The sequence below is a fragment of the Entomohabitans teleogrylli genome (assembly GCF_001484765.1).
GTDB lineage: Bacteria > Pseudomonadota > Gammaproteobacteria > Enterobacterales > Enterobacteriaceae > Entomohabitans > Entomohabitans teleogrylli.
The window spans coordinates 1-1,274 of record NZ_LLXO01000079.1 but is presented as its reverse complement, the minus strand read 5'-3'; the positions used below and the strand labels follow the sequence as shown (position 1 = coordinate 1,274).

Sequence of the window (1,274 nt, the reverse complement as noted above, 5' to 3'; positions counted from 1 at the left end):
TGCATTCAGGTCACCCGCTGCCACGTTGGTGATTTTGTTCACCGCTGTGTCACCATGGTTCGCCGAGAAAGCGCCTTTGTCTGTATCCCACAGCAGGGCATCATTCTCCAGCCCGCCAACGCTGGTGTTCAGGTTCTCCAGCGCCGTATTGGTGGCATACAGCTGGCTACCATTTACTGCATCAGTGCTGGTCTCCGACAGACGGCCGGCGGCCACGTTGGTAATGGTGCGTTCACTGCCGACATCCCCTACACTGACGGTACTGGCCGGGTTGGCTCCGGCAAAGGCGTAGTCGGTACCGTTGATGCTGACACTCGCCGTACCTTCTGCCCGCGCGGTTACCGAACCGGCGCCCAGCGCCACATCGTTCTGGTTCACCGACACCGCACCCATGCCAATGGCCACCGAATCCTGGCCAACGGCCTGAGAGTCAGCCCCGGTTGACCTGGCGTGGAAGTACTTCGTCCCCTTCTCATTAATGGTGGTCACCGTATCGCCCAGGTTGCTGATGTTCTGCGTGTTCTTGGCAATATTGGTGGTATTGCTTTCCACCTGCTGATTGGTGGCAAACAACTGGCTGCCGTTCACCGCGTCGGTACTGTCCGCAGTCAGGTCACCCTTCGCCACATTGGTGATTTTGTTCACCGCGGTCCCGTTATGGCTTGCCGAGTAGGCGCCCTTGTTCGGATCCCACAACAGCGCATCGTCCTGCAGACCGGAGATATCGCCGGCAATCCCCTCCAGCGCCATATTGGTGGCATACAGTTGGGAGCCGTTCACCGCGTCGGTGCTCTCCGCATTCAGACGGCCAGCAGCCACGTTGGTGATGGTCCGCTCCGCATCGTTATCCCCTACACTGACGGTACTGGTCGGGTCAGATCCGGCAAAGGTATAGTCGGTACCGTTAAGGGTCACCCCTTCAGTCTTCATCACTCCGGAAGTCACGGAACTGGCCCCCAGCGCCACATCGCCAGCGCCTGTTGCAACCGCACCCATACCAATCGCCACCGAATCCTGGCCCAGGGCCTGCGAGTCTTCACCCGTTGACCTGGCATGGAAGTACTTCGTGCCGGTGTTGTAGATGTTTTCCACGGTATCGCCGAGGTCAGCGATATTTGTGGTGTTGGTGTTCACCTGCTGATTGGTGGCATACAGTTGGCTGCCGTTCACCGCATCGGTACTCTCCGCATTCAGCGCGCCCGGCGCCACACGGGTGATCTTCATGTCCGCCGCATCAATACCGGATGCCGTCACGCCCGGCCCGCCGCTGATGG

Annotated in this window: 1 pseudogene; it reads right to left on the bottom strand. The window is 59.7% G+C overall.

The window, feature by feature from the left end:
- A pseudogene (locus AQ981_RS27080) lies at positions 1-1,274 on the bottom strand (YadA-like family protein); the annotation flags it as partial.